22 protein-coding genes and 1 tRNA gene are annotated in these 24,580 nt (G+C 55.4%); 13 read left to right on the plus strand and 10 right to left on the minus strand.

Annotation, left to right across the window (positions count from 1 at the left end):
• The first annotated feature begins 891 nt into the window (after positions 1-891).
• The 6 genes from V6942_RS21640 to V6942_RS21665 all read left to right on the plus strand — a co-directional run bounded on the left by V6942_RS21640 (position 892) and on the right by V6942_RS21665 (position 10,405).
• Positions 892-4,269 (plus strand): autotransporter outer membrane beta-barrel domain-containing protein, encoded by a 3,378-nt coding sequence (locus V6942_RS21640; RefSeq protein ID WP_333501794.1) that lies wholly within the window; start codon positions 892-894, stop codon positions 4,267-4,269.
• A 382-nt stretch (positions 4,270-4,651) separates the two neighbouring features.
• Positions 4,652-6,022, plus strand: coding sequence for a pyridoxal-phosphate dependent enzyme (locus V6942_RS21645; protein ID WP_106927385.1), 1,371 nt, complete (start codon positions 4,652-4,654; stop codon positions 6,020-6,022).
• A gap of 10 nt (positions 6,023-6,032) precedes the next feature.
• A complete protein-coding gene (locus V6942_RS21650; protein ID WP_333501795.1) occupies positions 6,033-7,178 on the plus strand; it encodes a PLP-dependent aspartate aminotransferase family protein in 1,146 nt (381 codons plus the stop codon).
• A 163-nt stretch (positions 7,179-7,341) separates the two neighbouring features.
• Positions 7,342-8,313, plus strand: a complete 972-nt coding sequence (locus V6942_RS21655; RefSeq protein ID WP_182966436.1) for a J domain-containing protein — start codon at positions 7,342-7,344, stop codon at positions 8,311-8,313.
• A gap of 116 nt (positions 8,314-8,429) precedes the next feature.
• Positions 8,430-9,005 (plus strand): hypothetical protein, encoded by a 576-nt coding sequence (locus tag V6942_RS21660; RefSeq protein WP_106927391.1) that lies wholly within the window; start codon positions 8,430-8,432, stop codon positions 9,003-9,005.
• Positions 9,005-10,405 carry a hypothetical protein gene (locus V6942_RS21665; RefSeq protein WP_333501796.1) on the plus strand — a complete coding sequence of 467 codons (1,401 nt, stop codon included), beginning with the start codon at positions 9,005-9,007 and terminating at the stop codon, positions 10,403-10,405. Before V6942_RS21660 ends, V6942_RS21665 begins: the two co-directional genes overlap by 1 nt.
• 98 nt (positions 10,406-10,503) lie before the next feature.
• Here the strand turns inward: V6942_RS21665 and V6942_RS21670 are convergent.
• From V6942_RS21670 to aspA, 6 genes are all read right to left on the minus strand, one after another.
• Positions 10,504-10,579, minus strand: a tRNA-Phe gene (locus tag V6942_RS21670).
• Positions 10,580-10,707: 128 nt separating this feature from the next.
• Positions 10,708-11,283: a transcriptional regulator gene (locus tag V6942_RS21675; protein ID WP_106927395.1), complete on the minus strand. Its 576-nt coding sequence runs from the start codon at positions 11,281-11,283 to the stop codon at positions 10,708-10,710.
• Between the two features lie 45 nt (positions 11,284-11,328).
• Complete coding sequence (locus V6942_RS21680; protein ID WP_106927397.1) at positions 11,329-13,020, minus strand: protein-disulfide reductase DsbD; 1,692 nt, start codon at positions 13,018-13,020, stop codon at positions 11,329-11,331.
• Entirely contained in the window at positions 12,996-13,319 is a 324-nt protein-coding gene (gene cutA / locus V6942_RS21685; protein ID WP_182928424.1) for a divalent cation tolerance protein CutA, read from the minus strand. The genes V6942_RS21680 and cutA overlap by 25 nt, the downstream gene beginning before the upstream one ends.
• Positions 13,320-13,425: 106 nt before the next feature.
• Positions 13,426-14,727, minus strand: a complete 1,302-nt coding sequence (locus V6942_RS21690) for an anaerobic C4-dicarboxylate transporter (protein ID WP_106927401.1) — start codon at positions 14,725-14,727, stop codon at positions 13,426-13,428.
• Positions 14,728-14,837: 110 nt separating this feature from the next.
• Entirely contained in the window at positions 14,838-16,274 is a 1,437-nt protein-coding gene (gene aspA, locus V6942_RS21695; RefSeq protein WP_333501797.1) for an aspartate ammonia-lyase, read from the minus strand.
• Between the two features lie 339 nt (positions 16,275-16,613).
• Between aspA and V6942_RS21700 the strand changes: the two genes are divergently transcribed.
• Positions 16,614-17,090: an FxsA family protein gene (locus V6942_RS21700; protein ID WP_106927407.1), complete on the plus strand. Its 477-nt coding sequence runs from the start codon at positions 16,614-16,616 to the stop codon at positions 17,088-17,090.
• Between the two features lie 155 nt (positions 17,091-17,245).
• On the opposite strand, the gene yjeH is transcribed toward V6942_RS21700, so the two are convergent.
• A complete protein-coding gene (yjeH, locus tag V6942_RS21705) occupies positions 17,246-18,481 on the minus strand; it encodes an L-methionine/branched-chain amino acid transporter (protein ID WP_182966423.1) in 1,236 nt (411 codons plus the stop codon).
• 252 nt (positions 18,482-18,733) lie between these two features.
• Here yjeH and V6942_RS21710 point away from each other — a divergent pair, with 252 nt between their 5' ends.
• From V6942_RS21710 to V6942_RS21720, 3 genes are all read left to right on the plus strand, one after another.
• Positions 18,734-19,027 (plus strand): co-chaperone GroES, encoded by a 294-nt coding sequence (locus tag V6942_RS21710; protein WP_003855929.1) that lies wholly within the window; start codon positions 18,734-18,736, stop codon positions 19,025-19,027.
• 33 nt (positions 19,028-19,060) lie between these two features.
• The gene (gene groL / locus V6942_RS21715) at positions 19,061-20,707 is read left to right on the plus strand and encodes a chaperonin GroEL (protein WP_106927411.1); all 1,647 of its coding nucleotides are present in this window, start codon (positions 19,061-19,063) and stop codon (positions 20,705-20,707) included.
• A 133-nt stretch (positions 20,708-20,840) separates the two neighbouring features.
• Positions 20,841-21,194 (plus strand): DUF4156 domain-containing protein, encoded by a 354-nt coding sequence (locus tag V6942_RS21720; RefSeq protein WP_106927413.1) that lies wholly within the window; start codon positions 20,841-20,843, stop codon positions 21,192-21,194.
• Between the two features lie 79 nt (positions 21,195-21,273).
• Here the strand turns inward: V6942_RS21720 and epmB are convergent, their stop codons facing one another.
• Complete coding sequence (gene epmB / locus V6942_RS21725) at positions 21,274-22,302, minus strand: EF-P beta-lysylation protein EpmB (RefSeq protein ID WP_106927415.1); 1,029 nt, start codon at positions 22,300-22,302, stop codon at positions 21,274-21,276.
• A 40-nt stretch (positions 22,303-22,342) separates the two neighbouring features.
• On the opposite strand from epmB, the gene efp reads away from it, so the two are divergent.
• From efp to sugE, 3 genes are all read left to right on the plus strand, one after another.
• Positions 22,343-22,909 (plus strand): elongation factor P, encoded by a 567-nt coding sequence (efp, locus tag V6942_RS21730; RefSeq protein WP_003855940.1) that lies wholly within the window; start codon positions 22,343-22,345, stop codon positions 22,907-22,909.
• 171 nt (positions 22,910-23,080) lie between these two features.
• Positions 23,081-23,227 carry a lipoprotein toxin entericidin B gene (gene ecnB, locus V6942_RS21735; RefSeq protein WP_106927417.1) on the plus strand — a complete coding sequence of 49 codons (147 nt, stop codon included), beginning with the start codon at positions 23,081-23,083 and terminating at the stop codon, positions 23,225-23,227.
• A gap of 138 nt (positions 23,228-23,365) precedes the next feature.
• Complete coding sequence (sugE, locus tag V6942_RS21740) at positions 23,366-23,683, plus strand: quaternary ammonium compound efflux SMR transporter SugE (RefSeq protein ID WP_106927419.1); 318 nt, start codon at positions 23,366-23,368, stop codon at positions 23,681-23,683.
• A 129-nt stretch (positions 23,684-23,812) separates the two neighbouring features.
• Here the strand turns inward: sugE and frdD are convergent, their stop codons facing one another.
• Both frdD and frdC read right to left on the minus strand, forming a co-directional pair.
• Entirely contained in the window at positions 23,813-24,169 is a 357-nt protein-coding gene (gene frdD / locus V6942_RS21745; protein ID WP_106927421.1) for a fumarate reductase subunit FrdD, read from the minus strand.
• A 10-nt stretch (positions 24,170-24,179) separates the two neighbouring features.
• Positions 24,180-24,575, minus strand: coding sequence for a fumarate reductase subunit FrdC (frdC, locus tag V6942_RS21750; RefSeq protein WP_106927423.1), 396 nt, complete (start codon positions 24,573-24,575; stop codon positions 24,180-24,182).
• Positions 24,576-24,580: the final 5 nt, after the last annotated feature.

Genomic DNA, 24,580 nt, shown 5'->3' on the forward strand with positions numbered 1-24,580 from the left:
TCCTATTTGAAATCGCGTTTCTTATTTTTTATAAAGAATGACGCTATATTTTGAGAGTTTTTTTCCATTTTTATAGGGCGGATAAGATTATTGTCCTATATGTGGTAGAGCCGTTTGTTGTTATGTTTATGTGCAGGGATTTCCGCCTTGACAACTTTTTATGTTGATGAAAATATAAAGTTTTCAGGGGGAGATAGCCGCGGTTCTGCCCTACTATAGCATCGGCAAAATGAGTGATATTAAGCCGGTAGTATCCTATGGTGAGAAAAAATGATGAATACAGGCATCAATGAATATGCTGTCGTTGCCGTCGAGGGTTAATGGCTTAAGCATATATTGTAGATGCATGCATTATATAATGACAAATACGCTGTTTGTACACTGATAACGTTGCTGGTCAGGCATAGTGCTACACCTGAATTTAAGCCTCTGGGCGCGTGAGTGGCAGGATGCCAATAGGCAACACGTTAAAATAAATGGAGATTATGATGCGAGTACATTCCAGCACGCATGTTGGCGACCGCCATTGCCTTATCACCGTCAATCCTTTTTTGCTAATAGCATCGCTTACCCTTCTTATATCAAAAAACAAGTTATGCGCCGTCAATAAGTCCTCAGCACTTTTTGACTGAAAAATTAATTAATTTGGAAATATTTGGAAGGTGCAATATGCGCATGTTATTTAGTAAAAAAATTCTCGCGATGGTGATATCTACGATCCTGTTTCCATCCGTCACATTAGCGAGTAGTGATACCGTAATATTGGATGGTACAGGTTTGCCCGATCGTAACGATTCCATTCTTCAACAGGGTGGCTCAAGCGGTGTGCATAATCTGGTGGTAAAGAATTACAATATTATCGACTTTCAGTCAGGTAACACGTTTAAGGGGATGAATATCCCTAGCATTATTAGTCTGGGGGTAGGTAATAGCACGGAAAGCAATCCCAATTATGGCGATCTGAGTCTTACAGTATTAGATTCCGTCATTAAAGGCCGAATAGATAATGAATGGCTCTGGGGCGGTCTCTACCTGCGCAGCGACACCGAAGGATCGACCATCGTCACCACAAGCAATTCGAATATCGATCTCACGGTGAGTCAAAGCCCCGGCGGTTGGCTTCAGGGGGCGGCGATTTATACCGAACATAAAGGTGAAGAGGGGCATTCAGAGGTTGTTCTGAGTGAAGGGTCTGATATTACCTTGACGCTGGAGGCACCGGGTGTCGCCGCAGACTATAACCCGGCGGTATTGGCTTATGCGAACCTGGGCACCACGGCGGTCACCGCTGAGAAAAACACGTTAATCACGACGCAGGGTCTCGGTGCGACCGGGATTAAAACCTATTCCCGCGATGGCAGCAACATCGTACATGCAGGCACGATCAACAGCCTGGGAGATGCGGGCAACGGGATTTCTGCGCATGCGGCAGAAGATAGCAAGGGCGTCATTTCTATCGCTAACCTGGCCGACGGCGTCATCAATATGGCAGGCAATAGTTCCTCGGGGATAAGAGTTTTTAGCGCGGGAACGGGCGATATCAGCATCTACAATGCCGGGAAGATTACGCTCGAGCAAGGCTACACGGGCGATTACGGTAATACTGAGTCCAGCGCTATCCTCATGCAAACCTATGCAGACCAGATAGCCGCTGAAAATATCACCATGACGGCGGTGAATGACGGCGAGATCGTTGTTAAGGGCGTTACCTCACATGGCATTCATGCTGAAAGTAATATGGATTCCGGGACGATGGATATCCGCAATAACGGACTGCTGACCGTTGATGGCAGCGATTCCTTTGGGATTAAGGCGATGATTGCCGAGCGTCTCAACGTGTCTGGCACTGCGGAAATGCTGATCGTCAACTCGGGAACGCTGTCGCTGGGTGCGGGAGCGGCAAATTCCAAGGGTATCTTTGCCCGTAACTCAGAAATGCTGGGTGATGCGACGGTATGGAACCAGGGTAAGCTGACCATCGCGGGCAGCAACTCCGATGCAATTTCTATGTTTGGCGGCAATAATGCCACCGTGATCAACCAGGGGCTGATCGCGACCGCTGACGGTAGTGCGATACTGGCGGAAAGTAACCACGGCGAAACGCTGGTGGTCAACCAGGGCGATATTCTTGCGGCGTCGCTCACCGGCAGCACGCCGGTATATGGCATTAATGCCATCAGTTACTATGGCACGGCGGGCGTCTACTATGAGACCGGCACGCTGAAGGTCAGCGGTGAAAACAGCACGGCCATTGCCGTCAGCGGGTCGAACGGTCAGTCCGTTCAGCTTGCATCCGGTACGCATGTGGATGCGGCCGCCGGGTTAGGCGGGGTGGCGATGACGGGCAGCGGCGAAGGGGTGATTGCCATTGCCTCCGGGGCCACGGTTTCCGGCGGGGCAAAACAGGGTTACGGCGTGAAGTTTGCCGATACCACCTCCACGTATGCACTCGGCTCTGGCGCGCAGTATACGCTGGAAAACGCTGGCAGCATTGGCGCGCTGAGTGATTTGGCTATCGCCATTGACGACACCAACGGGCGTCAGGTGACGCTGAACAACTACGGCGATATCACCGGCTATCTGAACGCCGTCAACAGCAATACCACGCTGAACAACTACCACACCCTGAACCTGCGCAGTTTTTCCGATACCAACGGCGATGGCGAACGGGATACCAAACAGGTTGCCCTGCTGCAGTTCGGTGAGGGGGATAATCAGGTCAATAACGCGGCGGGAGCGCTGATTCAGCTGGCTGCCGTGCAGAATGCCGGTGCGGTCGATACCACCGGGATGTACAGCGCGCAGGGCACAAAATCCATCGCCACGGCGGGGATTAATCAGGCGCAGCTGCTGAACGTGGACACCTTCCACAATGCGGGCACGCTGAACCTGGCGGTGAATCAGCTGGCGGGTGACCTGCTGGCGATCACGGCGAACAGCGAGCTGAGCGGCCAGTCGGCCCACGCCGGGGGGGCGGTGACATCCGGGGGCGGCAGCTTCATCTCTGACGGCGGCTTCCTGCTGGTCGATACGGTGCTCAACGAAGGCGGCAGCGCCTCGCAAAGTGACGTACTGGTGGTCGACAATGCGCAGACCGGCAGCGCGGCGACGCGGATTCGGGTGAACCAGGTGGGCGGTAAAGGGGCCGTGACCAGCGAAGACGGGATCCTGGTGGTAGACGTGCTCGGGGCGTCTGAGCAGAACGCCTTTACGCTGGCGGGCGGGCCGCTGAAAGCGGGGGCCTATGAATACACGCTGGAGCAGGGCTCACTGCTGGATCCGAACAACCAGAGTTTCTATCTGCGTACCAGCCAGCAGCAGCTCAACCCGGATATCGGCAGCTACCTTGCCAACCAGGCGATGGCGACGGGGTTGTTTATGCACTCGCTGCATGACCGTCTGGGGGAGCCGCAGTACCTGGAACGCTTTAAAGGCGACGAGCGCGCTGAGCCGGGGATGTGGATCCGTGCGGTGGCGAGCAATACCAAATCGGATGCGGCCGGACGGTCGCTGAGCGTCGACAGTAATAACCGGGTGGTTCACCTGGGCGGCGATCTGACCCAGTGGGACACTGAGCATGGCGATCGTTATCACTTTGGTCTGATGGGCGCATGGGGCCGCGCGGACAGCGTCAGCCGTAGTAAAAGCACGGGGTCTTCGGCGCGCAGTAAAGTTGAAGGCTACGGCGCCGGGGCGTATCTCACCTGGTACGACAACGCAGAGCAGGCGGAAGGCTGGTACAGCGATCTGTGGAGCATGTACAGCTGGTTTAATAACAGCGCGGAAAATACGAAAGATTACCGCAGCCGCGCCTGGACCACGTCGCTGGAAACGGGCTATGCGAGTACGGTGAAGCCGTTTGAGAAATGGCGCTGGATGGTGGAACCGCAGGGGCAGATCAGCTACACGCACTACAGCGCATCGACCATTAATGACCGCAACGGCCTGCTGGTGAACAACGATGACGCCAGCGGCGTGGCGACGCGGCTGGGCATTCGTACCTACCTTCAGCCGACGGACGGCAACGAGAAGGCGCAGTTCCAGCCGTTCCTGACGGTGAACTGGTTATGGTCAGACGCGAACAACAGCATGAGCTTCAACAATACGACCTATTCAAGCGATATCCCGAAAAACCGCTTTGAAGCCAAACTGGGTCTGCAGGCGGAAGTGCGTCAGAACACCCACATTTATGGTCAGATTTCCGGGCTGGTGGGCGAGAATAACTACACGCACAAAGCGGCTCAGCTTGGGCTGCGCTACGAGTTCTGAGTGTGTTAAGGCGAAAAATCGGCGCGTTGCGCCGATTTTTTTTGCCCGTTCCGCCATTGAGGGCGCTGAAAACAAACGGCGAAGGCGATCTTTGCCAACCACAGGCAGCCATAAGCGCGATGCTGACTTAGATGAAGTTCAACAATACAAAGCCGTAGGATGGCAAAAGGCGAGGCGTATAGCGCCTTTTGTGGCTGAAAATACAGCAAATTAGCGCTTTGATAGCCATCAACCCCTCTGCACGACTAAACGTCTTTCCATCCACATGGCTAAATAGCAGGTCATATTCCAATTCGCGCTAACGGGCAGATAAAGGTTCTTTATCATCCATTTTTTGCAGTCCTACACTCTGGCTATTCCCTCTATATCAGGATGAAAGTGTATGACCGTTTACCATTCCGTCACCGAGCTGATCGGCCAGACGCCGGTACTGCAGCTGCATAAGTTGGATACCGGCCCGTGTGACCTGTTTCTGAAGCTGGAAAATCAGAACCCCGGCGGCTCCATCAAAGATCGGGTGGCGCTGTCGATGATCGACGAGGCGCAAAAGCAGGGGCTGCTGCTGCCGGGCGGTACCATTGTCGAAGCCACCGCGGGCAACACCGGGCTTGGGCTGGCTTTGATCGCCGCCCAGCGCGGGTACAAGCTTATCCTTGTTGTGCCGGACAAAATGAGCCGGGAGAAGATTTTCCACCTCCGTGCCCTTGGCGCTCAGGTGGTGCTGACCCGTTCGGACGTTGGCAAAGGCCACCCGGCCTACTATCAGGACTACGCCCAGCGGCTGGCGAAAGCGCTCCCCGGCGCGTTTTACATTGATCAGTTCAATAACGCCGCCAATCCGTTGGCGCACTCGGCGACCACCGCGCCGGAGCTGTATCAGCAGCTCGACGGACAGATTGATGCCATCGTGGTCGGCGTGGGCTCGGGGGGGACGCTTGGCGGACTGCAGGCATGGTTTGCCGAACACTCACCGCAAACCGAGTTTATCCTTGCCGATCCGGTCGGATCGATCCTCGCCGATCGGGTTGAGAGCGGTCGCTATCAGGAAGCTGGATCGTGGCTGGTTGAAGGCATTGGTGAAGACTTCATTCCCCCGCTGGCGCACATTGACAGCGTGCATCAGGCATTACGTATCAGCGATCGGGAGGCCTTCACGACCGCACGCGAGCTTCTGTTGGTGGAAGGCATTCTGGCGGGCTCTTCAAGCGGCACCTTGCTGGCGGCAGCGCTGCGCTACTGTCGTGCACAGACTACGCCTAAGCGGGTGGTGACTTTTGCCTGTGATAGCGGCAACAAGTACCTGTCGAAAATGTTCAACGATGACTGGATGCGCCAGCAGGGTCTGCTCACCCGCGAAAATCGCGGCGATCTGAGCGATTTTATCGCGCTGCGTCATGATGACGGCGCTACCGTCACCGCCGCGCCGGATGACACTCTGGCCACCGTGCTGGCGCGGATGCGCCTTTACGACATCTCGCAGCTACCGGTACTGGAAGCGGGGCGGGTCGTGGGCATCGTTGATGAGTGGGATCTGCTGAGCCACGTGCAGGGCGACAGCCAGCGCTTTGGCCTGCCGGTTCGTGAGGCGATGACTCATGAGGTGGAAACCCTCGATATCACGGCCCCCGAAAGCGCGCTAAAACCGATTTTTGATCGCGGCCAGGTCGCGGTGGTCGTGGATAACGAGCGTTTTCTTGGCCTCATTACCCGCAGCGATCTTCTCACAAGCTGGCGCAATCGTCTTGCGCAGTAAGGAATAAATGATGAAAACCTTCGATACGCTGAGCGTACACAGCGGCACCTTCACCGATAGCCACGGCGCGGTGATGCCACCGATTTACGCGACCTCGACCTATGCCCAACCTGCGCCGGGACAGCACAACGGCTATGAGTATTCGCGTAGCGGTAACCCCACGCGCAGCGCGTTAGAGACCGCGATTGCCGAACTGGAAGGCGGCAGCCGCGGCTATGCTTTCGCTTCCGGGCTGGCGGCTATCTCTACGGTGCTGGAACTGCTGGATAAAGACAGCCATATTGTCGCCGTAGACGATGTCTATGGTGGGACGTACCGGTTGATTGAAAACGTGCGTCGCCGTAGCGCCGGGCTGCAGGTGAGCTGGGTCAAGCCTGGCGCGCTGTCGGAACTTGAAGCCGCTATTCGCCCGGAAACCCGCATGATTTGGGTCGAAACGCCGACCAATCCATTGCTGAAGCTTGCCGATCTGGAGGCGATCGCCAGGATCGCCCGCCGCCACAATCTGATCAGCGTGGCGGATAACACCTTCGCCTCGCCGGTTATCCAGCGCCCGCTGGCATTCGGCTTTGATATTGTGGTGCACTCCGCCACCAAGTACCTGAACGGCCACTCCGATGTGGTCGCCGGTCTTGCGGTGGTGGGCGATAATCCGGCGCTGGCCGAGCAGCTCGGCTATTTGCAAAACGCCGTTGGCGGCGTGCTCGATCCGTTCAGCAGCTTCCTGACCCTGCGCGGGATCCGTACGCTGTCGCTGCGTATGGAACGTCACAGCAGCAACGCGCTGGCGCTTGCCCAGTGGCTTGAGCAGCAGCCACAGGTGGAAAAGGTCTGGTTTCCGTGGCTGGAATCTCATCCCGACTATTCGCTTGCTCGCCGTCAGATGGCGCAGCCGGGTGGGATGATCTCCATCGTGGTCAAAGGGGATGCCGAACGGGCAGCGGCGGTGATCAAAAAGCTGCGGCTCTTTACCCTCGCCGAAAGCCTTGGTGGTGTGGAAAGTCTGGTAAGCCAGCCGTTCAGTATGACCCATGCTTCTATTCCGCTGGCACAGCGGCTGGCCAACGGCATTACGCCGCAGCTGATTCGCCTCTCGGTGGGCATTGAAGGCGTGGAAGATTTGCGCGCCGATTTGCGCCAGGCGCTGGCAAAATAACGAGATTAATCGCCGTCAGTCTGACTTAAGTATATACATCATATCGAAAATCTAAGCGACTGAAATAACGTCACTTATAATATGACATAGCGGCTGACGGCGCACCGGAACGAGTGCTACTCTGCCATCCATTCCGACGGTCAGGACGCCGAGCACACGCCCCATGAGTAAACCCATCAAGCGGCTGGAAATCATCAAGAATGCCATTGAACTGGAAGATGATGAGATCATTGCCAGTCAGATTTCACACCTGAAATACGACATTGACGATCCCGCCATTGACGCCATTATCCAGGCGCTGGAGACCCGGCGCTACGGCGAGGCGATGAACGCTATCGTCAGCTGGTTGCAAAGTCAGCGGACGATGACCCACTGGCAAGATCCGCGCATTGCGGCCAGCAAGCTGGAGCTAAAAGCGCTGGAAACGCAGCTGCAGGCGCTGATTGATGCCAGAAACGCGCGCCTGAGCAGGCTTGATGAGTTTAACGATCTCTATATGCAGCATCTGGGACATCTGATGGCCGAGGTGTTGAGGCTGCGCAAGCTCCTGGCCGAAGCCTCACTGCGCAGGCAGGCCGAAATGAACCTGCACGACGATGCCAGTGAACGCCGTGCGCGTGATGAAGCGCGCGAACAGTATGAAACCTGGCGCGATCAGCAGCAAAAAGCAGAGAAACGCCGCGAGCGTCAGGAAAATATGGCGCAGGAGGATCGTCAGGAACTCAAACGGCTGTGGCGTCAGGCAAGTAAACTTTGCCACCCCGATTTGGTGGACGATGCGTTAAAGGCAGAAGCGAACGAGATGATGGCCCAGCTCAATCAGGCCAGGCAACGCGGTGACCTCACGGCTATCCGTAATCTACTTGCCCAGCTGATGCGCCAGCACGAACCGATGATGGCGAGCGAGAGGCTCAACGATCTGACGCTGCTGCTGCGCAAAATCAGCGCCACCCAGCAGCAAATTGCCAGCCTGCAGGCCGAAATGCTCGCGCTTGAGAAGGAGAAATCCTGGCTGCTGGTATCCACGCTTGCCGATCCGCAGGCCTATTTCCGCCAGCAGGAGAAAGCGCTGTCTAACACCATCGCCACGCTGCGCAAGCGAATCATTGAGTCAGGGCTGGATGAGGTGGCTTAGCAGCCGCATGATGATGATCAACAAATCATGGCCGTGAGCGGCGTCGCTTGTGGGATATTTCGGTAAGATAAAAATAAGAGCGGATCTACGCAGAATGAAAATATCGGAGTTTTAATATGTTCCCGAGCAAGCAAGTGATTGTGGTTTATCCAGAAGATTACGAAGAGCTGGCGATTGCACTGCAGCATGAAATATCGAAGGTAGAGGGGTTTGATAGCGCAGCCTGGACCATTGAAATTTACAAACAAAATATGCCAACCCTTTCCGGACGTAGCTATGTGATATTCATTGGTGATGCGGAAGAAAATAAATTCTCAAAGATGTACCTGCCACAGATTTCCAATATTGTGAATATCAACGGTGTCTGTTTTGGGCATGATGGGAGTAAAGCCGTCGTATTCGGAATGGGTAATCTGGCACAGAAACAAGATTTTGAAGCCTATCGACATGATTTAGGTTATGGGCTAAAGCCTTCAGGAAAGATTGGCGCTTCGGTTAATGCCGCATTGCTTCTTTCCGTCCCGTTCATTCCCCTCGGCGGCGCCTTAGGCATTATTGGGTATAAAGTCGTCAATTTTTTTAAGGGCAAGAGTGAAGTAAAAGAATTGCGTTACGAGCAAACAAAGCTCGCCATTTACCATTTTGTTTTTACTGAACTGGATGCCTGGGTTGGCAATGAGGGCTGTTCATAATGACTGATTTTGCCGATGCCTATTACAGCGCGAGCCGTGATTTTTCTGGGGTAGCGGGTGCCCAGGAATCGGCAGAATTCGTCAATGATGTTCAGTCTGCGATAGATAAGGCTGTTGAAGCACTTAAAACGGAGGCTGAGCGTCGTGCCAATGTGGATGCAAACTACGTTAAAGGTCACATTGCTGAGCTCTGGCATTCGGAAACACTAAAGATTTCCGCCACGGCGAAAGGTCATGATGACATATGGGCTAACGTACCAGGGAACAATAAGACAGGCCAGGATATTCATTACGGCGATTCCGAAACCGCCTCTTACGCAGAATTAAAATACTACAAAACAGCGAAAGACACGGCCAGGGAACTGGGTGAGCCTGCCTATTCCGGCAGCCAAAAAATTGTACCGAGCGATCAGCTTGACGGTGTTATTGCAGAGTCGCAAAAACAAGCGGCGCGAAACCAGGCGATTTCCCCTGAACTGGCGGATGCATATCAAAACACGGCTGATACGGCGAGGGATCGTATTGAAGTGGATGGCATTTCGTCTAAGCCTCAAAGTGAAAATGAAGCCAGAGAAATGGCATCAGACTTTAAACGCGAGGGCGAAATTGATCCCGATGCGTACGGGCTGAATACCGAGAGTTTCATTGCGTGGTCAGATATTCTTAGAGAGTCCGGGAATGCGGCGCTAAATGCGGCCGCTTTTTCTGCGGCGTTGACTGCCGCCCCTCACGTATATCGTCTCGTGGTTCAGTACATTCAGTCCGGTCAATGGGATGCCAGGCTCATTCGTGAAGGCGCAGGTCAGGTGCTTTCCAGCTCCTCTGGCGCGGGATTACGAGGCGGTCTTGCGGCGCTCATTACGGCCTCATGCAAAACGGGGCTAATGGGACAGTCTTTTAAAGGTATCTCCCCCACTGCGGTTGGCATGGCGACCGCCATCGCGCTGAATTCCATTGAAAACTCCTGGCGATATGCTCAGGGGCAGATCACCGGCAAAGAACTGGCCTTTCAGTCCTCAAGAGATGCTGTAGCGCTTATTATGGGAAGCGGAGGGGCATTACTGGGACAGATGATTGTTCCGGTACCGGTATTGGGGGCTTTGCTCGGCAATCTGGTTGGTTTAACGCTGGGCGCAGTCAGCGTCAGCTACGCGAACAGCAAGATACTTGGAATTTGCGTTGAATCTGGCTGGACGTTTTGGGGGTTAGTCGATCAATCGTATCAGGTTCCTGAAGAGGTCCTCAGGGAGGTCGGATTCGATCTTTTTGCGCGCCAAACCTTCAAGACTCAGCGGTTCGCCATCGCGCGCTTCCATCCGCAATCTTACCAACATGCTCATCCGGGGTTTAGCGTGCTGAGGAGGGGAGTGATTTCATTTAATAATGTAGGGTATCGGTGATAAGCAGTGTATCGCCTCATTTGGCATAAGGCTGGCGTGGCATAAATGGAGAATACCCAAAAGCAAAAACCCAGCCATAGGCTGGGTTCTTTAAATAGTGGTGCCCGGACTCGGAATCGAACCAAGGACACGGGGATTTTCAATCCCCTGCTCTACCGACTGAGCTATCCGGGCAACGGGGCGCATTAAACCGCAATCAGTCACGGCCGTCAACCAAATTTCGGCGAAAATGGTTCAACTGCTTACTATTACGGCAATTTTGCGGTTTCTGTCGTGGAAACGCGTAGCCATGCCCGGTGGGCTCAGGTGAGCGCGCCGCCCTGGCGGCACTGCGCGAAGCGCAAAATATCTTCCGCCAGCCGGTGGGCGGTATCAACATCGACCTGGCTACGGTTGACTAACATGCGGCTCAGGCAGCCCTCCAGTACCAGCTCCATCTGTTTCGCCACCATCGATGGGTCGTCGACTTCCAACTGGGTCAGCAGCGTATGGCTGAACTGGAATGCGGCCTGCTTCTGCTGGTTAGCGAGCTGATGAATCGGGTGCTCGGCGTCCGGGTAGAAGGTACAGGCGGCGATAAACAGACAGCCGGGATAGCGGTTTTTGGTGACGCAGTCGGTTAGCGCGCTGTAGCGGGCGAGCAGCTTCTCTTCTGCCGTCAGCGCATCGTTTAGCATCAGCTGGCGACGCCAGGTTTCCACCTGCTGACTCAGATAGCGCAGGGCGTCATACTGCAACGCTTCGCTGTCAGGCCAGTAGCGGCGCAGCTCTTCCAGCGGGCGGTCCACGCGCTCAGCAACCATCTCCAGCGTTGTGCTGGCCATCCCTTTTTGTTCAAGGAGCTGCAGAGCTTCTCCCAATACGTCTTCGCGTTGCACGGTATTCTCCTCCGTTCCCGACGGCTATTCGTCTAAAAGTGTTGTCTACGGTTGGCGATCGCGCAAATGTGCGCGGAACGCGGTGGCGTCCATAAAGCCGGTCACCCGTAAAGCGGGCAGCTCGTTGCCGTTTTCATCAAAGAAAAGGATTGTCGGCAGACCGAGTACCTGCAAATGTTTCAGCAGCGCCACGTCCCGGGCGCTGTTGGCGGTAACATCTGCTTGCAGCAGGACGGTGTTTTGCAGCGCCTGCTGTACCTGCGGGTCGCTAAAGGTGTACTTCTCAAACTCTTTGCAGGCCACGCACCAGTCGGCGTACAGGTCGAGCATCACCGGTTTACCGCGGGCGTTAGCCAGCGCGCTTTCCAGCGTTTCGACGCTGCTGATGCGGGTAAAGGCGAGGTGCGATGGGTTCTGCGCCACGGTGGTGCCAAAGGCCCAATCCTGAAGCGGGCGCACGCTAATCAGCGCGGCGGCCAGCAGGATAATTTGCCCGATGCGCTGCCAGGGTTTTTTCAAGCCGAGGCTGCTAATAAACGCCCAGCTGAAGAAGGCCACGCCGAGCATCGACCACAGCCGCAGCCCCCAGATATCGCCAATAATACGCTCCAGCAGGAACACCGGCAGCGCAAGGATCACAAAGCCAAAGGCAGTTTTGACGTGCGCCATCCACGGCCCGCTTTTTGGCAGCAGGCGGTTGCCGAACACCGTTACCAGGATCAGCGGCAGGCCCATGCCCAGCGCGTAGAGGTACAGCGTGCCGCCGCCGAGCCACAGGTTACCGCTTTGGGCGATATACAGCAGAATAGCGCTCAGCGGTGCGGTGGTACACGGCGAACAAATCAGCCCTGCAATCGCGCCCATCGCAAACACGCCGCCCACAGAGCCGCCCTGCTGGCGGTTGCTCATCAGGGTCAGACGGGTTTGCAGCGATGACGGTAGCTGGAGCGAAAAGGCACCAAACATCGACAGCGCCAGCAGAATAAAGACCGCCGACAGGCCGATCAGTACGTAAGGATGCTGCAGCGCGGCCTGGAACTGCATCCCGGCAGCGGCAACGACCAGGCCCAGCGCGGTATAGGTGAGCGCCATGCCCTGCACGTAGATGAATGCCAGCAGCAGCGCGCGGCCGGTGGCAAGACGCTGTTTGCCGCCGAGGACGATGCCGGAGATCAGCGGGTACATCGGCAGTACGCACGGAGTGAAGGCGATACCAATACCGATAAGTAAGGCCCAAAGCGCACTGAAGGGGAGGGCGGCGCTAGCATCGCCCCTTACCCCGGCGGCCTCCCCGGAGGATGGGAGGGCAGAGACCGCGTTCAGCGGTACGGTTCGGGTTTCCGGTGGGTAGCAGAAGCCCGCGTCGGCGCAGCCCTGGTAGGTGACCGTCAAGGTGGCGCCGTGGCTGGCCTCGGTCAGCGTGACGGGTATGGTCAGGCTTTGGCGGTAGATTTCGCTGTTGCCATAGAACTCGTCGTGATGCGGCTGACCTTTGGGCAACGCGAGCGGGGCGATGCTGGCGTTGGCCGGGTTAATCTTGATCTGCTGGCGGTAGAGGTAGTAGCCCTCTTTTACCTGCCAGCGGAGATTCACGTCATGCTGTTTCTGCTGAAAATCGAAGGCAAACGCCCGATCAGCGGGAACGAAATTTGTCTTGCCGGGGCCGTCAAACAGCCCGGCGGCGAAGGCTGAGGTGCTGCACAGCAGCAGAATCAGCGTAAGGATGCGTTGAGCCATGAGAGATAATCAACATCTGCGTGAGTAACGGGTAATACTAACAGTTCTGGCGTTTGGTACGGGTGGTGCGCCTTGAGGCAGTCCAGCAACGCCTGCTGGTGGGTAAGGTCGGTTTTGAGCAGCATTTGAACTTCATACTCTTGTTCGAGCTTCCCCTCCCAATAGTATAGCGATGTCGCGCCGGGTAGCAGGGTCACGCAGGCGGCTAATTTTTCCGCCAGCACTTTGGCCGCCAGATCCTGGGCGGTCGCTTCATCCGGAGCAGTACAGAGAACCACTACAGCGTCGGGAGTGCTCATTGTAAACCTCGTTATCGATGAAAAGAGGCACTATAGCACGGCGGTTGGAGCGGGTTGAGTGAATCGGGCCGCAGAGCGGCCCGACTTTAAGGATATTTACAGGCGGTTAGAGGATTAACCCACCGAAGATAAACCCAAAAATCACGCACAGGGCGATGGCAATCACGCCCGGGATCAGGAACGCGTGGTTGAAGACGTATTTACCGATACGGGTCGAGCCGGTGTCGTCCATTTCTACCGCTGCCAGCAGCGTTGGATAGGTTGGCAGAACGAACAGCGCAGACACTGCCGCAAAGGACGCAATCGCGGTCAGCGGCGTAACGCCCAGCATCAGCGCCGCAGGCATCAGGGCCTTGGTGGTCGCCGCCTGGGAATACAGCAGAGTGGCCGCAAAGAACAGCACCACCGCCAGCAGCCACGGGTAGTTTTGCAGCAGGTCGCCCGCAATACCCTGAATATCAGCGATGTGCGCCTTCACGAAGGTATCGCCAAGCCACGCGACGCCCAGCACGCACACGCAGGCGCTCATGCCGGATTTAAACGTGCTGGCGTTGAGGATTTCACCGGTGTCCACTTTACAGGTGACGCAAATCAGCGTGGCGATAGTCAGCATAAACACCACAATGGCTTCGTTACGCGGCAGCACCGGGTTCTGAATCAGACCGACGGTATCGCTGATGGCCGTTGCGTAGAACATCACCGCCACAATACCGATCAGGAACAGCAGCACCGAACGTTTAGCGTGCGGCTTCAGCTCAAACACCTTGCTGCCACGCAGGCGCACTTCGCCTTTTGCCAGACGTTCCTGGTACACCGGGTCGTCTTTCAGTTCGCAGCCCAGGAAGTTACAGACGATCGCGGTGAGCATTACGGCAATCAGGGTGACCGGAATACAGATGGCCAGCAGGGTCAGGTAGCTCACGCCCATTGGCTCAAGGATGCCGGCGAAGAACACAACCGCAGCGGAAATCGGCGAGGCGGTAATCGCAATCTGCGAGGCGACCACGGCGATAGACAGCGGGCGGGAAGGACGGATGCCCTGTTCTTTTGCTACTTCGGTGATCACCGGCAGCGTAGAGAATGCGGTATGCCCGGTACCGGCAAGGATAGTCATAAACCAGGTGACCAGCGGCGCGAGGAACGTAATGTATTTTGGGTGCCGACGCAGAAGGCGCTCGGCGAGGCTGACGAGATAGTCCATACCACCGGCAATTTGCATCGCGGCAATTGCGGCGATAACCGCCATGATGATCTCGATAACGTCAAAGGGTATCGCGCCCGGTTTAATTTGAAAAATAAGCGTCAGCACCAGCACGCCGAAGCCGCCGGCAAAGCCGATGCCTATCCCCCCAAGTCTTGCCCCTAAATAGATGGCAAGAAGCACAATGACCAGTTCTGCTCCAAACATATTAGCCTTCCTTGTTTAACAAGTTGATATGTAATTGTTGTGTTTTCGTGAATTATAGAAACAAAAAAGGCATGTCATCATGACATGCCTCAGTTTATTAGTCAGAAAGATTACTGTTCGCTTTCATCGGTATAACGTTTTGCTTTATAGGCCGGGTGCATCAGGTTCTGCGGCGAGAAAATATCGTCCAGTTCTGCCTCGGTCAACAGGCCACGTTCCAGCACCACTTCACGCACGCTCTTACCGGTTTCGGCACAAATTTTACCGACGATATCGCCGTTGTGGTGGCCGATGAACGGGTTGAGGTAGGTGACGATACCAATCGAGTTATAGACGTAGTTTTCGCAGACTTCTTTGTTCGCGGTGATCCCGTCGATGCATTTTTCCAGCAGGTTGTAGCAGGCGTTGGTCAGGATATGGATAGACTCAAACAGCGCCTGACCAATGACCGGTTCCATCACGTTCAGCTGCAGCTGACCGGCTTCGGAGGCCATGGTGACGGTGGTATCGTTGCCGATGACCTTGAAGCACACCTGGTTAACCACTTCCGGTACGACCGGGTTAACTTTTGCCGGCATGATGGAGGACCCTGCCTGCAGTTCCGGCAGGTTGATTTCATTCAGGCCAGCGCGCGGGCCGGAGGAGAGCAGGCGAAGGTCGTTACAGATCTTCGACATTTTCACCGCCAGGCGTTTCAGCGAGCTATGAACCATTACGTACGCGCCACAGTCAGAGGTGGCTTCAATCAGGTCTTCCGCCGGGACGACGGCCAGATTGCTGACTTCCGCCAGTTTCTGCACCGCCAGCTGCTGATAGCCATCCGGGGTGTTCAGGCGAGTACCGATTGCGGTTGCGCCGAGGTTCACTTCCAGCAACAGCTCCGCAGTACGCAGCAGGTTTTTGGTTTCTTCATTGAGCAGTACGTTAAAGGCATGGAATTCCTGGCCCAGGGTCATTGGCACTGCGTCCTGCAGCTGGGTGCGACCCATTTTCAGCACGTCCTGGAATTCAGCCGCTTTACGCTGGAAGCCTTCGCCCAGCTGGTGGATAGCATCAACCAGCTTAACGATAGAGGTGTAAACCGCGATGCGGAAACCGGTTGGGTAAGCATCGTTGGTGGACTGGCATTTATTAACGTGGTCGTTCGGGTTCAGGTACTGGTATTCACCTTTCTGGTGGCCCATCAGCTCCAGACCGATGTTTGCCAGCACTTCGTTGGTGTTCATGTTTACGGAGGTACCCGCGCCGCCCTGGTAGACGTCTACCGGGAACTGATCCATGCACTTGCCGTTATTCAGAACTTCATCGCAGGCTGCAATGATGGCGTTGGCTACGCCTTTAGGAATGGTTTGTAATTCTTTGTTCGCCAGGGCCGCTGCTTTCTTCACCATCACCATCCCACGTACGAACTCTGGGATGTCGCTGATTTTACTGTTACTAATGTAAAAGTTTTCAATCGCTCTCAGAGTATGAACGCCGTAGTAAGCGTCAGCAGGAACTTCCCTGGTACCCAACAGATCTTCTTCGATACGAATGTTGTTTAGCATGTGAACCTTCTTTTTGCGAGCTGCCAATGATTTCACCCAAATACGCAGGATTTTTATGGTCATGCGTTTTTCTGACCGCAGATTATTTCCTTAATCGGCCCGGTGTCCATGATCATATGCTGATAATAGCGGATTGCAGTAATCTGGATCACTTATTATCAGAAGCAATGGATAAGAATTATTAATTTGTGAAATGAATCACCGCTTGACGATTGTTGACAAAAATCTCAATAACCGCTGATTGAAAAACGGCGATTAATCACCACTTCACTGTAGTGCAGAGAAACATGAATCGCTGCAGGCGCGTGATACGCGTTATTTACCTCACAGGAGATGCCAGTGCGCTGGATACCGTTAATTGCCATATTTCTCTATGTTTACATTGAGATATCCATTTTTATCCAGGTCGCCCATGTGTTTGGCGTCCTGATGACGTTGATTCTGGTTATTTTTACTTCCGTGATCGGCATGTCGCTGGTGCGTAACCAGGGCTTCAAAAACCTGATGCTAATGCAGGAAAAAATGCAGGCGGGTGAAAGCCCGGCGGCTGAGATGATTAAAAGCGTATCGCTGATCCTCGCCGGCCTGCTGCTGCTGTTGCCGGGGTTCTTTACCGATTTCCTGGGTCTGGTGCTGTTGCTGCCGCCGGTGCAGAAGCATCTGACCGTGAAGCTGATGCCGCACCTGCACTTTGGGCGCATGCCGGGGGGCGGTTTTGGCGGCGGGACAACCAGCGGCCAGACCTTCGACGGTGAGTATCAGCGTAAGGACGAACGCCCTGACCAACTGGATCATAAAGACGATAATCGCCCGTAAGTTATGGCGATAATAAAAAGCCGGAGCGCGTTAAGCCTCCGGCTTCAGATTACTGACAAACCGCCGGATGGCGTCGCAAGCGAGTTATCCGGCCGACAAGGGATGTATACCCACGTAGGCCCGATAAGCGTAGCGTCATCGGGCAATGAATGCGCCTACCCACGCCTTTTTGGCAGCAGCATCCACAGTGCGGCCAGCATGACTACCGCGTACAGACTTTTCCATCCCACCATCGCCAACAGCAGCAGGCACAGCGCCACGCCAATCATCGAGAGCGCCCGGTAGCGGCCTGCCAGCAGCCGGCAACCCGCCAGCATGCACAGCAGATAAATCATGATAAAAATGCCGTTGGCATAGATGATGAGCGCATCCAGATTGATGTTCAGCCAGTAGCTGGCCAGCGTGCTGACCATGCAGCTGCCGATGACCACGCTGAGCGCGTTGCGCGGCACCAGCCCCGGCGAAAGCCGCGCCAGGAAGCTATCGGGTTTATGCTGCGCCTGCGACCACACCAGCCGGGCAAAGCTTTGAATGTAGATGTTGGTGCTGGCAAAACAGGCGAGGAAGCCGACCACGCTGGCAACCCACAGCGCCTTCACACCGAACAACTGCACCACGATGGTTGGCAGCGACGCGGCGGCGGTGTTGGCGGCGCCGTAGGCGTGAAAATGCAGCACCAGCACCGTACAGGCCCAGTAAACCATGCCCGCCAATAGCAGCCCAATCATCAGCGCGCGGGGAAAATCGCGTTCCGGGTGGCGAAACTCAGACGCCATGTGGGCGAACGCCTCCAGGCCGACAAAACACCAGAACATGACGGAAAGCGCCGCGAAAAGTGGCGACATTTCGATATCTGCCAGCGCCGGGAAGGGAATTTCCTTCACGGCGATATCGCCATACACCCAAACGGCGGCCAGCAGGGCGACGATCAGCACCGCGACCAGGGTTTGTAAGTTAGCGCTCGAGCTGGCGCCGCGCAGGCCCAGCCACCAGATGACGGCGAGGGTCGCCATCTCGGCCATGAGCAGCTGCCAGCCGTGCCAGCCGAACAGCGCCTGGGTAAAACCAGAGGCAATATGTAACGCAGCGGGCAGGCCCACCGGAATGACGGAGAGAAAGAGCCAACCGGTGACGCGCGCCAGTCTTGGGCCAAAGGCCTGCTCTACAAAGTGTGCCACGCCGCCCGCGCTGGGGTAGTGTCTTCCCAACAGCGCGAAGACAATCGCGACCGGGAAAACCAGCACGATCAGCGCTGGCCAGGCCCACAGACTGTTATCTCCGGCAACAATCGCACCCAGCGCCGGAACGGCAAATACGCCGGTGCCCAGCAGCGATGTCGACAATAACCCAACGCCCTGAGCCAGCCCCAGCTCCTGTTTCAGACCTGACATGACATGCTTCCATACCCTTGCAAAGAGGCGAATGTTACCACACCAGCACGGCGCATGGCCCCGCGTCATTGTGCTGTTCTCAGCCGCTATTTCAGCGATTTATCGCGATTAACGGCGTGCGAAAAATTTTTTTTAGGGTGCCCCCTTGAAGGCCAAAATAACCATCCCCATCTCTCTGGCACTAGCCGGAAAACCCTACGTGGCCCGGCGTCACCCATAACTGATAATGACTTTCTCGAAGGAGAGCTATCAATGAGTATTCGTCCGTTACATGATCGTGTGATCGTCAAACGCAAAGAAGTTGAAACTAAATCTGCTGGCGGCATCGTCCTGACCGGTTCTGCGGCAGCAAAATCAACTCGTGGCGAAATCATCGCTGTCGGTAAGGGCCGCATCCTGGAAAACGGGACCGTGCAGCCGCTGGACGTTAAAGTTGGTGACATCGTGATTTTCAACGATGGCTACGGCGTTAAATCTGAGAAGATCGACAATGAAGAAGTGTTGATCATGTCTGAAAGCGACATCCTGGCAATTGTTGAAGCGTAAGAAACGCGCGAACGAATTTGAGGAATAGAAGAAATGGCAGCTAAAGACGTAAAATTTGGTAACGACGCACGTGTAAAAATGCTGCGCGGCGTTAACGTACTGGCAGATGCAGTTAAAGTGACCCTGGGCCCGAAAGGCCGTAACGTTGTTCTGGACAAATCCTTCGGCGCGCCGACCATCACGAAAGACGGCGTATCCGTAGCGCGTGAAATCGAGCTGGAAGACAAGTTCGAAAACATGGGCGCACAGATGGTGAAAGAAGTTGCCTCTAAAGCGAACGACGCTGCAGGCGACGGTACCACCACCGCAACCGTACTGGCTCAGTCCATCATCACTGAAGGTCTGAAAGCCGTTGCTGCGGGCATGAACCCGATGGATCTGAAACGTGGTATCGACAAAGCTGTCGCTGCTGCCGTTGAAGAACTGAAAGCGCTGTCCGTACCGTGCTCCGACTCTAAAGCGATTGCTCAGGTTGGTACCATTTCCGCTAACTCCGACGAAACCGTAGGTAAACTGATCGCTGAAGCGATGGATAAAGTCGGTAAAGAAGGCGTGATCACCGTTGAAGACGGTACCGGTCTGGAAGACGAACTGGACGTGGTTGAAGGTATGCAGTTCGACCGTGGCTACCTGTCCCCGTACTTCATCAACAAGCCGGAAACCGGTGCTGTTGAGCTGGAAAGCCCGTTCATCCTGCTGGCTGACAAAAAAGTATCTAACATCCGCGAAATGCTGCCGGTTCTGGAAGCCGTTGCGAAAGCAGGCAAACCGCTGGTTATTATCGCTGAAGACGTTGAAGGCGAAGCGCTGGCTACTCTGGTGGTCAACACCATGCGCGGTATCGTGAAAGTCGCTGCTGTTAAAGCTCCTGGCTTCGGCGACCGTCGTAAAGCGATGCTGCAGGATATCGCTACCCTGACCGGCGGTACCGTTATCTCTGAAGAGATCGGTATGGAGCTGGAAAAAGCGACCCTGGAAGACCTGGGCCAGGCTAAACGCGTTGTGATCAACAAAGACACCACCACCATCATCGATGGCGTGGGTGAAGAAGCGGCAATTCAGGGCCGTGTTGCTCAGATCCGCAAACAGATTGAAGAAGCCACTTCTGACTACGACCGCGAAAAACTGCAGGAACGCGTAGCGAAACTGGCTGGCGGCGTTGCCGTTATCAAAGTCGGTGCTGCTACCGAAGTTGAAATGAAAGAGAAAAAAGCACGCGTTGACGATGCCCTGCACGCGACCCGTGCTGCGGTAGAAGAAGGTGTGGTTGCCGGTGGTGGTGTTGCCCTGGTTCGCGTTGCAGCGAAACTGTCTGGCCTGACCGCTCAGAACGAAGATCAGAACGTCGGTATCAAAGTTGCGCTGCGCGCAATGGAAGCACCGCTGCGTCAGATCGTCCTGAACGCCGGTGAAGAACCGTCTGTTGTGGCTAACGCGGTGAAAGCCGGTGAAGGTAACTACGGTTACAACGCGGCGACCGAAGAATACGGCAACATGATCGACTTCGGTATCCTGGACCCAACCAAAGTGACCCGTTCTGCTCTGCAGTACGCGGCTTCCGTTGCGGGCCTGATGATCACCACCGAGTGCATGGTGACCGACCTGCCGAAAGGCGACGCGCCTGATTTAGGTGCTGCTGGCGGTATGGGCGGCATGGGCGGTATGGGCGGCATGATGTAATCGTGCGCTATACCCCATAGAAATAAGAAACCCCCGGGCAGAAATGCTCGGGGGTTTTTCTTTTGGTCATCTTTTTAGTATAAGGTTTACACACGGACGACATGCGTCCAGCTCATTGATTATGGGGAATAACATGCAGGTAAAATATTTAGCAGGGATTGTCGGCGCAGCGCTGCTGCTTGCGGGCTGTAGCTCTACGACCGAGCTGACCGCATCGGGGCAGAATGTTCGCTTTGTTGAAGACAAACCGGGCGCTGAGTGCCAGCTGTTGGGGACGGCTAACGGCGCGCAGAGCAACTGGCTTTCCGGCCAGCAGGGCGCCGAAGGCGGCTCCATGCGCGGTGCGGCCAATGCACTGCGTAACCACGCGGCCGAAATGGGCGGCAACGTCATTTACGGCGTCAGCAGCCCAACGCAGGGTATGCTCTCGAGCTTTGTGCCGACCGACAGCGAAATGAACGGCCAGGTTTATAAATGCCCGAACTGATTGCTTTTGCCGGATAGCGTCTTGTTTATCCAGCGAACGGATTCTGGCCCAGGGCAGGCCGCTGCCTGCCCTGGGTCGCTTACCGTTGACGCAGCTGAAGATCCAGCGGCGTCTTACTCGGTTCCCCGCCGATTTCACGCGCCAGCTTCGGCACCATATAGCCGGATACCAGCGTCAACAGTTCCCGCATAATTTCCCGCGCCTCATCGTCGCTGACGAGGAAGTGGGCCGCGCCCTGAACTTTATCCAGCACGTGCAGGTAATACGGCATGACGCCGGCATCAAACAGCGCGTTGCTAAGGTTCGCCAGCGTTTGCGCATTATCGTTCACGCCGCGCAGCAGCACGCTCTGGTTGAGCAGCGTGACGCCAGCGCGGCGCAGGCGTGACATCGCCTGGCAAAACGTTGCGTCAATCTCATTGGCGTGATTGATGTGGTTCACCAGCAGAATTTGCAGTGAGGATTGCTCGAAGCGAGCGACCAGCGTATCGGTAATGCGCGCTGGGATAACGATCGGCAAACGGCTGTGGATGCGCAGGCGCTTAATGTGCGGGATAGACTCCAACTGGCTAAGCAGCCAGTCCAGTTCGTGGTCTTTGGCCATCAGCGGGTCGCCGCCGGAGAAGATGATTTCATCGAGCTCCGGATGTGCGCTTACGTAGTCGAGCGCCGCCTGCCAGTTACGCTTATTGCCCTGGTTTTCGGCATACGGGAAGTGGCGGCGGAAACAATAGCGACAATTTACCGCACAGCCGCCTTTCACCAGCAGCAGCGCGCGGTTGTGGTACTTGTGCAGTAAACCGGGCACAACGCTGTGCTGTTCTTCCAGCGGATCGGTGGAGAATCCCGGTGCAGCGATAAACTCTTCCTGCGAGGTAAGTACCTGACGTAAAAGAGGATCGTTCGGGTTGCCTTTCTCCATTCGCGCCACGAATGCGCGCGGAACGCGCAGGGCGAAAAGGCGCTTAGCGTCACGGCCTGCGAGCAAATTTTCATCGGCGTCTATATTCAACAGACGGAATAGTTCATCCGGATCGGTGAGAACATCGGCAAGTTGCATCAACCAATCTTCTCTGGATGGGGTATTTAGGGTTACAATATGCGCCATTTTGTGGCTTAGCTACCATTTAACAATTTCAGAGGGCCTTATGGCGACTTACTATAGCAACGATTTTCGTGCTGGTCTTAAAATCATGATGGACGGCGAACCGTACGCGGTTGAAGCCAGTGAATTCGTTAAACCGGGTAAAGGTCAGGCATTCGCACGCGTTAAGCTGCGCCGCCTGCTGACCGGCACTCGCGTAGAGAAAACCTTCAAGTCTACTGACTCCGCTGAAGGCGCTGACGTAGTGGATATGAACCTGACTTACCTGTACAACGATGGTGAGTTCTGGCACTTCATGAACAACGAAACCTTCGAACAGCTGTCTGCTGATGCGAAAGCGATCGGTGACAACGCGAAATGGCTGCTGGATCAGGCTGAGTGCATCGTCACCCTGTGGAACGGCCAGCCGATCGCCGTGACCCCGCCGAACTTCGTTGAGCTGGAAATCGTGGAAACCGATCCAGGTCTGAAAGGCGACACCGCAGGTACTGGCGGCAAGCCGGCAACCCTGTCCACTGGCGCTGTGGTTAAAGTTCCGCTGTTCGTTCAGATTGGCGAAGTGATCAAAGTGGATACTCGCTCCGGCGAATACGTATCCCGCGTGAAATAATTCGTGCGTTGATCCGTTCGGCGCAGCAGCGATGCTGCGCCAGCCTACCTTCTGATTTGCTCCCACCCGCTTCGTCTTCGTCTGAAAAAAATCGCCGAGATCCCGCATCCTGTATGAAGTTGTCTATGCTTATGAAGCAAGATAACGATAACTGACACAAAGGATGACATTATGGTGAAAAAAGCGATTGCAGCGTTTTTTACAGTTCTGGCACTTTCCTCTGTACTCACGGCCTGTAATACCACACGCGGTATTGGGCAGGATATTTCGGACGGCGGTAGCGCGATTTCAGGGGCAGCGACGAAAGCGCAGCAATAAATCCGGACCGACGGTATGGCGCTCTGTTGTACCGTCGTTTTTTGTCACCTATACTGACGGCATTTCATTTCAACACCTTGCGGGACGACCCGTAAGCGTATCGCATCCGGGGACGGCCCCATGATTATGGAGCCTGTTATGCCTTGGCTAATTCTGTTTATTGCCGGCCTTCTCGAAGTCGTCTGGGCCGTTGGCCTCAAATACACCCATGGTTTTAGCCGCCTGGTACCAAGCGTTATCACCGCTGTGGCGATGATTGCCAGCATGGCGTTGCTATCGTGGGCAATGAAAAGCCTGCCGGTGGGGACTGCCTATGCGGTGTGGACGGGGATTGGCGCGGTGGGTGCGGCGATTACCGGCATTTTGCTGTTAGGCGAATCCGCCAGCCCAATGCGCATTGCGAGCCTCGCGTTGATTGTGCTGGGAATTATTGGCCTGAAGATGAGTGCACATTAACAATCAACAGGCCCCGGAGAGAGGGGCCATGTAGGCCGGATAAGGCGTAGCCGCCATCCGGCAATGTGCTCTGCGTGCCTGATGGCGCTGCGCTTATCCGGCCTACAAGCCCCGCACAGCGCCAATGGGTTAAATAAACAGTACGCCGACCAGCGTAACGACCGTCAGAATGGCCGCCAGACCGTAGAATACCCACTTACCGTTCGGCACATGGATTTTCAGGTCGTGCATTGCGTGGTGAATACGGTGTAAACCGCACCACAGCGGCAGAACAATCATCAGGAACAGAAACGCGCGGCCAATCAGGCTATGCGCGAACGCGTACACGCGTTCATAGGTGAAGGCGTCGCCAGAGGCCATCAGCGGCAGCAGAATGCCCACCAGCAGCACCATGACCGGTGCGACAATTGCGCTCCACATACCGCCCGCGCCGAACAGGCCCCAGAATACCGGCTCATCGGAACGTTTTGGATTAGGGTTAATCATGCCAGTCTCCTTACCAGAACAGGGCGATAAACAGAATCACCACGCTGACCACCGCGGTCACCACCCAGAGCCCCTTGATAATTGGCTCCGGCCCCATTTTTTCGCCTTTCACGATGATATTGGCGGCTTTAGGCGCCAGCTCAAACCAGGTTTTAGTATGCAGCAGCGCGGCGGCCAGGGTAATCAAGTTCAGCACAACCACGATCGGGTTTTGCAGAAAACCGACGTAGCCGGCCCAGCTTTCGGCGCCGTGCTTAAGCGCAAACAGGCCGTAAATCAGCACGATGCTGAACCACACCGTTGGCACCGCGGTGCCTTCACGCAGCATATAGAAGCGATAAAACGGCAGCTTTTTCCACCAGGTGGACGGCATTGGCCGTACATAGGGTTTGCGTTTAGTCGTCATCATGC

Origin of the sequence: Kluyvera genomosp. 2, from assembly GCF_036759865.1 — a bacterium.
Lineage (GTDB): Bacteria > Pseudomonadota > Gammaproteobacteria > Enterobacterales > Enterobacteriaceae > Kluyvera > Kluyvera ascorbata_B.